Annotated in this window: 10 protein-coding genes and 1 pseudogene; 5 read left to right on the top strand and 6 right to left on the bottom strand. The window is 67.8% G+C overall.

Annotation, left to right across the window (positions count from 1 at the left end):
- Positions 1-11: 11 nt before the first annotated feature.
- From Raf01_RS43700 to Raf01_RS43680, 5 genes are all read right to left on the bottom strand, one after another.
- Positions 12-1,298: an ABC transporter substrate-binding protein gene (locus tag Raf01_RS43700; RefSeq protein WP_203924054.1), complete on the bottom strand. Its 1,287-nt coding sequence runs from the start codon at positions 1,296-1,298 to the stop codon at positions 12-14.
- A 171-nt stretch (positions 1,299-1,469) separates the two neighbouring features.
- Positions 1,470-2,309: a carbohydrate ABC transporter permease gene (locus Raf01_RS43695; RefSeq protein WP_203924053.1), complete on the bottom strand. Its 840-nt coding sequence runs from the start codon at positions 2,307-2,309 to the stop codon at positions 1,470-1,472.
- Positions 2,306-3,235 (bottom strand): carbohydrate ABC transporter permease, encoded by a 930-nt coding sequence (locus tag Raf01_RS43690; protein WP_203924052.1) that lies wholly within the window; start codon positions 3,233-3,235, stop codon positions 2,306-2,308. Before Raf01_RS43690 ends, Raf01_RS43695 begins: the two co-directional genes overlap by 4 nt.
- Complete coding sequence (locus Raf01_RS43685; protein ID WP_203924051.1) at positions 3,235-4,266, bottom strand: LacI family DNA-binding transcriptional regulator; 1,032 nt, start codon at positions 4,264-4,266, stop codon at positions 3,235-3,237. The genes Raf01_RS43690 and Raf01_RS43685 overlap by 1 nt, the downstream gene beginning before the upstream one ends.
- A 278-nt stretch (positions 4,267-4,544) precedes the next feature.
- Positions 4,545-5,063 carry a MarR family winged helix-turn-helix transcriptional regulator gene (locus tag Raf01_RS43680; protein ID WP_203924050.1) on the bottom strand — a complete coding sequence of 173 codons (519 nt, stop codon included), beginning with the start codon at positions 5,061-5,063 and terminating at the stop codon, positions 4,545-4,547.
- 57 nt (positions 5,064-5,120) lie between these two features.
- Between Raf01_RS43680 and Raf01_RS43675 the strand changes: the two genes are divergently transcribed.
- Positions 5,121-5,912 (top strand): alpha/beta fold hydrolase, encoded by a 792-nt coding sequence (locus Raf01_RS43675; RefSeq protein ID WP_203924049.1) that lies wholly within the window; start codon positions 5,121-5,123, stop codon positions 5,910-5,912.
- Here the strand turns inward: Raf01_RS43675 and Raf01_RS43670 are convergent.
- On the bottom strand, positions 5,887-6,876 hold the full coding sequence (locus Raf01_RS43670; RefSeq protein WP_203924048.1) for a DMT family transporter: 990 nt from the start codon (positions 6,874-6,876) through the stop codon (positions 5,887-5,889). The two genes, Raf01_RS43675 and Raf01_RS43670, sit on opposite strands and share 26 nt — an antisense overlap.
- Before the next feature lie 43 nt (positions 6,877-6,919).
- Between Raf01_RS43670 and Raf01_RS43665 the strand changes: the two genes are divergently transcribed.
- The 4 genes and pseudogenes from Raf01_RS43665 to Raf01_RS43650 form a co-directional block, all read left to right on the top strand.
- Positions 6,920-7,561: a MarR family winged helix-turn-helix transcriptional regulator gene (locus Raf01_RS43665; protein ID WP_239134441.1), complete on the top strand. Its 642-nt coding sequence runs from the start codon at positions 6,920-6,922 to the stop codon at positions 7,559-7,561.
- A gap of 63 nt (positions 7,562-7,624) precedes the next feature.
- Complete coding sequence (locus Raf01_RS43660) at positions 7,625-8,374, top strand: hypothetical protein (RefSeq protein WP_203924047.1); 750 nt, start codon at positions 7,625-7,627, stop codon at positions 8,372-8,374.
- 377 nt (positions 8,375-8,751) lie between these two features.
- Positions 8,752-9,366: a tyrosine-protein phosphatase gene (locus Raf01_RS43655; protein WP_203924046.1), complete on the top strand. Its 615-nt coding sequence runs from the start codon at positions 8,752-8,754 to the stop codon at positions 9,364-9,366.
- 336 nt (positions 9,367-9,702) lie between these two features.
- Positions 9,703-9,918, top strand: a pseudogene (locus Raf01_RS43650) (hypothetical protein); the annotation flags it as partial.

The following is a 9,918-nucleotide window of genomic DNA, read 5'->3' as shown; positions in this document are numbered from 1 at the left end:
GCCCTCGGGCCTCAGCCGTTGGCGGCGGCCTTCGTCCAGCCCTCGGTGAGCTTCTGCCCGAGCTGGTCGATGGTCAGCTTGTTGGCGAAGTACTGCTGGAAGTCGGGCGTCGCCGTCTCCGTCTTCCACTGCGCGTACGGCGTGGCGCTCTCGAACGGTGCCACCGCGAGGTTCTTGCCCATGGTGGCCATCGCGCCCCAGCCGTTCTTACCCTGCGTCTGCTGCGCCACCAGCTTCGAGGCCGGGTCGCTGGCCGGGATCAGCCAGTCGCCCTGAGCCAGCTGGGCCAGGTTCTGCGCGTTGTCGTAGAAGGCGATGAACTGCGCCGCCTCGCTGGGGTGCTTGCTCTGCGCCGCGACGGACAGCGTCTGCGGGTCGGCGGCCTGCGCCTGGCTGGTGCCCTTGAGCATCGGCAGCATCGTCCACTGGAAGCCGGACGGCGCATCCTGCACCATCTGCTGGCTGGTGTAGTTGCCGCTGACAATCATCGCGTACTTGCCGGCGAAGAAGCCGGGCAGCACGTCCGAGCCGCTCATGCCGAGCGTGGCCGGGGACAGCGACTTGTCGGTGTAGACCATGTCGTGGATGCGCTGCGGGACCTGCTTCTCCGCGTCGCCGAAGGTCAGCTTGCTCGACGTCCCGGATCCGGAGACGAACTTCCCGTCGAAGTTCAACGCCATCGACAGCACAGCCGCGGTCGGCTGCTTCAGTCCCCACCCCAGCCCGAAGGTGCCGCCGGTGGTCAGTTGCTTGGCCGCCGCCTGGAACTGGTCCCAGGTCCACGGGTTGGCGTCGGTGGGCGCGGTGACGTTCGCCTTGGCAAGCAGCGACTGGTTGGCGAAGACCACATAGGACTGCAGCAGAGTCGGAGCCCCGTAGACCTTGCCGTCGAAGCTGACCGAGTCCCACACACCCTGCGGTACCGCACTCTTCAGGTCCGCGGGGATCAGCTTGGACATGTCGGCCAGGTACCCCTGCTTCACGAACCCGGCGATGTCGGCCGCCTCGTCGTGGATGATGTCCGGAGCGCTGTCGCCGGCGAACTGGGTGACCAGCTTGTCGTGTACCGAGTCCGGGTCGACCGGGATGTACTTCACCTGAACGTTCGGGTGCGCGGCGTTCCACGCGGCGACGATGTCCTTGGTCGCCTTGACGGTCGGGTCCTGCCAGGCATAGCTGGAGAACTGCAGTGTGATCTTGCCGGAGCTTCCCGAGTCGCTGCCGCTGCCGCAGCCGGCGAGCACCAGTACCGCGGCGGACAGCGCGGCCGCCGCGCCGAGCAGCCGTGGGCGCCTCATCGACGACGTTTTCATCGACGACGTCCTCATCGACGTCTCCTCTCAAACCAGGTATCAGGAACGGAAACGGTGGTGCGCGGGGCACCGGTCGGGGTGGACGCCCCCGCCGGGTCTCCCGGATTGCGTGTGAAGGTCATACCCGTGACGGTCATACCGACAAATGTCATACCCTCAGCCCTTCACGGCGCCGGCCATGATGCCGGAGGTCAACCGCCGCTGCAGGATGCCGAAGACGATGAGGCTGGGAAGCGTGGCCAGGAATGCCCCGGCCGCGAGCGGCCCCAGCCGTACCACGCCCTGGATGCCCACGAACCGCGCCAGGGTGAGCGGGACCGTGGACTTCTCCGGATCCTGAAGGATGACCAGGGCGAAGAAGAACTCGTTCCAGGCGGAGACGAACGAGAACAGGGTGGTCGCCACCACGCCCGGAGCCAGCAGCGGAACCACCACGCGGATCAGCGTCTGCATCCGGCTCGCGCCGTCGGTGGCCGCCGCCTCCTCCAGGTCGCGCGGGATCGAGCGTACGAAGCCCTGGAGCATCCACAACGCGAACGGAAGCGACCAGACGACGTACACCAGCACCAGACCGGGCAGCGTGTTCACCAGCGACAGCTGCTTGAGGATGAGGAACAGCGGGATCACCAGCAGGATGAACGGGAACAGCTGGCTGACCAGTACCCAGCCGATGGCCACCGACCCCAGCCGGGTACGGAACCGGGCCAGCGCGTACGCGGCCGGCAGCGACACCAGTACGGTCAGCACCGCCGCAGCCACCGACACCTGCAGGCTGTTCCACGCCGAGTGGGCCAACCCCTGGGTGGTGAACGCGGTGACGAAGTTGTCCAGGGTCGGGTGCTCCGGCACCAGGCTCGGGTGCAGCTCGACCAGTTCCTTCGGCCCCTTGAACGCGGTGGTGAGCATCCACAGCAGCGGGAAGCCGAGGAAAATCAGGTAACCGGCGAGGGCCAGATACTGCAGCACCCTGACCGCCGGGCGAGTCCGTGTGTTCATTGGGTCGCCTCCCGCATCCGTCGGCGCAGGTACACCGCCAGCAGCGCGACGATGATCAGCACCATCGCGTTGCCCAGTGCCGCCGCGTAGCCGAAGTGGCCGTACTGGAACGCCTGCTGGTACGCGAACAGCATGGGCAGCGTCGTCTTGCCCGCCGGCCCGCCGTCGGTAAGCACGTAGACCAGGCCGAACGAGTTGAAGTTCCAGATGAAGTCGAGCGACGTGATGGCCACGATGACCGGGCGCAGCGCGGGCAGCGTGACGCTGCGGAACCGCCGCCAGGCGTTCGCGCCGTCGACCGCCGCCGCCTCGTGCAACTCCGCCGGTACCCCCTGAAGGCCGGCCAGCAGTACCACCGTGGTCTGCGGCATGCCCGCCCACACGCCCACGACGATGACCGCGGGCAGCGCGGTGGACAGGTCGCCCAACCAGTTGACCGAGTGCTCCCCGAGCCCCAGCTTGTAGAGCAGGTTGGACAGCAGGCCCGCGTCGGGCTGGTAGATCAGCCGCCACATGATGCCGACGATGACCGGCGGCATCGCCCACGGCACCAAAGCCAGCGTCCGGGCCAGCCAGCGCATCCGCAGCGGCTGGTTGAGCAGGGACGCGAGGCCCAGCGCCAGGAAGAACTGGATGAACGTCACGCCGAACGCCCAGATCAGACCAATTTTGAACGACGACCAGAACAGGCTGTCGTGCAGCAGCTTGGCGTAGTTGGCGAACCCGGTGACATGGGTGGTCTGGTTGAAGCCCGCCCGGGAATCGGTGAAGCCCAGGTAGATGCCGTTGAGCAGGGGGATCACGCTGAACAGCACCACCGGCAACAGCGCGGGCAGCAGGAGCAGGTACGCGTAGCCGTTGCCGCGCCGCCGGGTCCCGGGCGGCGCCTGCGTGGGCCGTGCCGGCGCGTCGGTGATTATGGCCATTACAGCGTCACCTCGCTGGAGGCGCGGACGGTCAGGGTCGGGGCGACTGTCTCGCGGCGCGGTGCGAGCTGCGGGTTCTCCAGCCGGCTCAGCATCAGGTCGGCGGCCAGCCGGCCACGCTCGGCGGCGCCCAGCGACACGCTGGAGATCTGCGGGAACGACATCTCGGCCAGGGCCGTGTCGTCCATGCCGACCAGTGCCACATCCTGCGGTACCCGCAGGCCCCCGGCCAGCAGTTCGTGCAGCGCGCCCGCGGCGATCAGGTCGTTGGCGCAGAAGATGGCGTCCGGGCGGGCGCGGGCCAGCAGCCGCGCGGCGGCGGCGCGACCCTGCGCGTACTGGAAGTCGCCGATCTCGACCAGCTCCTCTTCGTAGGGCAGCCCGACCGCGGTCAGAGCCGCCCGGTAGGCGGTCATCCGGGCGGCGCCGGGCAGGGTGTCCGGCGCACCGTTGACGAAAGCGATGCGCTTGCGCCCGGTGTCCGCCAGGTGCTCGATGGCCAGCAGAACGCCGCCGTGTGAGTCGGCCCGGACGTTGTCGAACGGTGCGTCGTCGGGCAGCTGCCCGACCACCGTCACGGGTACCGGGCTGCGGCCCAGCGCGGTGAGGTGGCCGTCGCCGATGCGCAGCGGAGACAGGATCATCCCGTCGACGTACCGGCGGGCAAGCCCCTCCAGCAGCGCGGTCTCGCCCTCCGGGTCGGCGCCGGTGGCATGCACCAGCAACTGGTAGTCGGCCCGCTTGGCGACCTCTTCGATGGCGCGCATCATCTCGACATAGACCGGGTTGCCGATATCGGCGACGGCGAGGGCCAGCAAACCGGTACGCCTAGCTTGAAGTGACCGGGCAATCGCGTTGGGTACATAGCCGACGCGGGCAGCCGCCTCGCGCACCCGCCGGACGGTCTCGGTGCTGCCACCGATCCCGTTGAGCACCCGGGAAGCCGACGCGATGGACACGCCGGCGAGGGCGGCGACGGTACGGACCGTGGCAGGCGCATCGGCAGACTTCTGTAAACGTTTACGACTCATCAGCCACGGCTCCCCTCCGGTCTTGTAAACGTTTCCGGCGAGTGTTGTCGGACATCAAGATGTTGTCAAGAGGCAATCTTGGAGGGTTCGCGGGCATCGGCACCGCACACCGCCACCGCACATCGCCGTCCGCGAATCGGGCCGCTGACCTGCGCGGGTACCGGCGAGTGACGGGCGTCAGTGCGCGGTACCGGCCGCCGGCGGCGCACCTACCCCACGACGGACAGTGCCCGATCGATATCTGCAACGGTCCACGTTCGCGCCGGCCCGCGTTCGCGTCAGTCCATGTCGACATCGTCGAGAAGGCGCAGCAGGCTCGAGAGCACGCGCACGCACCCGGCGATGTCGTCGTCGGTCAGGTCGTCACCGGCCCTCCGCAACACGGCGCGCTCGCGGTCGAGCACCGCGGAGATGACGTCCCGGCCGTCGCCGGTCAGCCGGATGAGTGAAGACTTGCGGTGCGCCGGATTCGGGATGGACTCGACGAGATTCCGCGCCGCGGCCTCGTTGACCATCCGTTGGACGAACTGGCGACTCAACGCCTGCGCCCGGCCCATCTGCGGGACGGTCATCGGCCCCTGACCGTGGAGCATGTTCAACACCGCGCGCACGCCGACCGACAGCCCCTCGGCCGGCACATCGTGCTCCACCCTGCGCTGGGCACGCCGGTACAGCGGCCCGACCAGATCGAACACTTCGGCGAGCCGCCCACCCAATTCGACGGGCTGCCGGGCTCCCGCTGTCCGCCGGTCTGGTGTCTGCCGGTCTGGTGTCTGTTGGTCTGCTGTCGGCTCCACCGCATCATCATGACACCTTGGTTGTCATCTCAGTGAAGACATGACACCCTAGTTGTCATGACTGATCTGTTCTGTATCGACACCGGCGCCGGTCAGCCCCTCGTCCTGCTGCACGGCGGCTTCCTCGACCACCACATGTGGGACGACCAGATCCCGGCCTTCGCTCCGCACCGGCGCGTCATCGCACCCGATGCCCGCGGCCACGGCCGATCCCCCAACGCCGAAGCCCCGTTCCGCTCCGCGGACGACCTCGCCGGGCTACTGGGCCACCTCGACACCGGACCCGCGGTCCTGGTCGGTGTGTCTCTGGGAGCCAGCACCGCCGTCGACACCGCTCTGGAGCATCCGGAACTGGTCAGCGCGGTGGTGGTCACCGGCTCCGGGATCAGCGACACCGGAAGCACCGAGCCGCACTTCAACGATCCCTGGACCGCCCGGACCTGGAGTACCTGGGCCTCTGCGATCGCGATCGGCGACCTGGACGTATCGGTCGAGACGCTCCTGCTGTTCGCCGCCGGTCCGCACCGTACCCTCGACGATCTGGATCCACAGGTACTGGACCGCCTGCGCACGGCGACCCGGGGCACGATGGTCAAGCATCACGCCGGTGAAACCGACTGGCGCGTGCCGTTGGCCAGCACCCTGGAGCGTGCCGCCACCATCGACGTGCCCGTGCTGGCCATCAGCGGTACCCTCGACTCCCCCGATCACATCGAGATGGCCGAGCTGCTGGCGTCCACGGTGGTCAACGGTCACGCGGTCTCCATCGACGGCACCGCGCATTACCCGAACCTGGAACGGCCGGACGTCTACAACAAGCTCCTCACCGACTTCCTGACCGCTCTGTGAATGCCGGTGCGGTGATTGCCGGTGCGGTGATTGGCGACGCGGCGTCGTTGCGCGGTGTCGGGTCAGCGGGTTCCTCGACCGACGATCGCCTGAGGACGAGGCGTCTTGGGATGAGGCGGGCGGCGGCCGGTTGTCCGAGCAGAACTCCGGCGAACACCAGGACCAGCCCGCAGACCTGACGCAGGGCAAGCGTCTCGCCAGCGACGAGGGTACCGAGCAGCACCCCGGTCACCGGATTGAGCAGGCCGATGAGCCCCACCGTTCCGGTCGGCAGGCGCCGAAGCCCGGTGAACCACGCCGCGAACGCCGCCGCGGTCGCGATGATCGAGACGTAGCCGAAGCCTGCGATCGCGCGCCCGTCCAGAGCGGGCGGGGAGCCCTCCACCGCGACCGCGAGCGGAGTCAGCACGATCCCGCCGGCGATGAGCTGCCAGGCCGTCAGCGAGAAGACATCGACGTCCGCGCTCCACTTCTTGGCGAGCACGTACCCGAAGGACGACATCGCCATCGCCGCGACCGAGGCGGCCACACCGATCGGGTCGATCGCGGCGTGGCCGTCGAGAAGCATGAGGCACACGCCGCCGAGGCCGACAGCGGCGCCGGCCAGATGCGCCGGCCGCGGGCGTTCGCTCAGTGCCGCCCAGGCAAACAGCATGATGACCAGCGTCGATGTCGCCATCGTGGTCGAGGCGATGCTGGTCGGCAACCTCTGTGCCGCGAGGTACACCAGTGCGAAGAATGCCCCCATGTTGAGAGTGCCGAGCACCAGGGACCGCCACCACCACGAGCCGCGCGGAAGCGTCCGGCGGACCAGAAGCAGCAGGAGCCCGGCGGGCAGTGCCCGGATGGCCGCGCCGTACAGCGGGTAGTCGGCGGGGAGAAACCGGTGGGTGACGAAGTAGGTGGCACCCCAGGCCACCGGCGCGATCGCGGTCACCGGCACCCACCGAGAAGTAGCTTCCATGGAAGACATCATATAGCTTCCTCGGAAGCTATATGATGTGGAGGTGACCGAAAATCTCGACGGAGTGGCGGATCCCGACTCTGTGGCGCATTTTGACGGGGTGGTGGATGTTCACGGCGTAGCGGATGTTGACGGTGTGGCGCATCTCGATCATGTCGCCCTCATCCAGCGGGCATGGGCCCAGGAACGGCCGGATGTCGACGTGCGGCCACAGGGTGTGATCGGCAGGCTGCACCGCCTCGCCGGCCACCTCACCGAGCAGTTGTGCGTCGTCTACCGGCGGCATGGCCTCGCCGAAGGCGAGTTCGACGTCCTCGCCACTCTCCGGCGGGCCGGCGAACCGTTCGAGCGGGCACCCGGCGAACTGGCCGCGCACACCATGGTCACCACCGGAGCCATGACCAAGCGGATAGACCGGCTCGAACGCGACGGGCTGGTCACCCGCCGTCGCAGCACGATCGACGGTCGCGGGCGGGTCGTCGCACTCACCGGAGCCGGGCGCGAACTGATCGACCAGGCATTCACCGAGCACATGCGCAACGAACGGCGCCTGCTCGACCACCTCACCCCGGAGGACGCCGCCCAACTGGAGTCGCTGCTCTCCAGGTGGCTCGCCTACTTCGAGGCTCCAGTGGAGACCGCGCCGGAGGCAGCCACGCGCGGGGCGGCCGGTCGCGACGCTTGACAGGTCCGCCAACGGTTTGACGGTTATGCCAACCGCTTGACAGATGTGCCAACACTGAGTGGCATGCAGATCGTCGAGGTGAGTGTCGCCGGGGTGCGGTCCAGCATCATGACGCTGACCCGACGCGAGAGCCCGTTGCGGTTTCAGGTCTACCCGATGGTGCATCTCGGCGAACCGGCCTTCTACGCCGCGGTGGCCGAGCGGCTGCGCCGTTGCGATCTGGTCGTGGCCGAGGGCGTGGGTGGCGTGGACACCGGCGAGGGGCGGGTCGTCTCATCCGGGTACAGCGCCGGAAAGGCGGCCCTGTCGGCGTTGACCGCGACCTACCGGCTGCCCGCACGATCCGGGCGGTCCGGCCTGGTGGAGCAGAACATCGACTACGCGTCGCTCGGCGTTCCGGTCCGGTACCCGGACATGACCGAGGAACAGTTCACCGCCGGCTGGAACGCGGTGCCGTTGTGGCAGCGGGCAATCGTGGCGGTCGGCGCCCCACTGATCGCCCTGGACCGGCTCGCCTTCGGTTCGCGTCGCAAGTTCGCGGAAAGCCTGAGCACGGACGACGGTGACTGGCAGGACATCACGGCAGACGTTGAGTCGATCGACGAGCTGTGGAGCTTGCTGGGCGAACAACGCGACCGGTTGCTGATCGCCGAATTGGACCGCATCCACCAGCAGCGGCACGGTGAGGCCATCACCGTGGCGGTCGTGTACGGCGCCAACCACGTCGCGCCCACTGTCCACGCCATGCGCAGTCTGTACGGGTACCGGGTACGCAGTGCGGAATGGCTGACGATCTTCGGCCTCGACGACTGATCCTCTGGAGTGGCGGGACGCGGCCACCCGGTCTGTACCAATCCGCGGCGACCAGTCGCATCCTTGGTTTGCGCGCTAGTCAGCGATCTGTGCCCGGGTGAATCGCCAGCCTCGGATACCGGCTCGTTCGATGGCTTCCTTGATGTCGTCAGCGACAAGGATGGTCAGTGAGAGGCCCGGGTCCGGTACGCGGAAGAACCTACCCTCAACGAGGGACTCCCTGTCCGCTGGACTGTGAGGGACGTCCGAGACATGAGCTGGCACACCGCCGCCGAGACGGTGGAACGGTAGAGGACGGTCAGGCACTGGTGCGGTAGAACCAGCCGTAACGCCGCCGATAGCCTGATCGGCTGAAGCTGCGGCTAGGGAGACACTCGATGATTCTCAACTGGGACGGCTGCGTAAATGCCCGCGATCTCGGTGGGGTCCTCACCATCCGGGGAAGGCAGATTCGTCCGGGCGCGCTGTTGCGCTCAGACAGCCACGGCCGGCTGAGCCCCACGGGTATCGCGGCGGTTCGCGCAAGCGGGGTGAGCCAGATACTCGACTTGCGCTGGTCAGCGGAGATCGCGCGGGATCCGAGCCCTCTGGCCGCCGATCCGGCGTATCGCCACGTACCGTTGATCGCCGAACTCGCCGAACAAGGCACCACGATGCCCGACGCCTATCGGTCGATGCTTGACCACAATCAACAGCAGATTGCCTCGGCGTTCACCACGATCGCCGAGGCTCCACCCGGCGGCGTGGCGGTGCATTGCAGCGCCGGTCGGGATCGCACCGGGGTACTCATCGCGCTGGTGTTGGCTGTCGCGGGCGTACCAACTCAGCGGATCGCGGCTGACTATGCGCTGACGGATAGCTGCTCACCCGCGACCATCCTGCGTACTTTGGCTCATCTCGATGCCCGCCACGGCGGCGTCGTCGCCTACCTGAGCGCCGGTGGGGCCGAACCAAGCCACTTCCGTAGTGTCCGGTCGCGCCTGTTGTCCTGATCGGCACCGGCCGAGGTTCACTGCTGACGGCGGGCGTACAGATCAGCAGCGGGATCTCGGGGGCGCCGCGCGGATCCGCGTCGACATCTCGAGGCTCATCAGCGGCAACTCCGGCTGGTCCGTCATCTGGGCACGATAAGCGACCTGAAGTTCGGCATCGAGTGGAACGGGCGGGCCGGACACGTTCTTCCGGTTCAAGCTTCACGCGCGCACGCAAGCGCCCACGTTCCCTTCACATCAGTCGACTTTCGACACCTCGCCGATCGCGTAATGGGTTATCCACAACCCCGCTTGCATGGGTCGAAAGTGTCGTACCTCGTAGGTAGCGTCGGGTTCGTGGACAGGCCGTGGGCTGCGGTGCGGGACGCGTTGACCGAGTGCGCGCGGATCTCCACGTGGGCACGCTCGCCGCAGGAACTGATCGACGACGTCGACTGGGTGCAGGTGCTGTCGTGCCAGCTTGCCGCGCTGAACCTGGAGCTGTTGCGGGAACTCGACGCTCAGGGCATCCCAGCGCGGCAAGGCGCGGCGAACACGACCGCGTGGATCCGT

It is taken from the genome of Rugosimonospora africana (assembly GCF_016862975.1).
GTDB lineage: Bacteria > Actinomycetota > Actinomycetes > Mycobacteriales > Micromonosporaceae > Rugosimonospora > Rugosimonospora africana.
The sequence above is the reverse complement of the archived record's forward strand: the minus strand, read 5'-3'. Positions and strand labels throughout refer to the sequence as shown.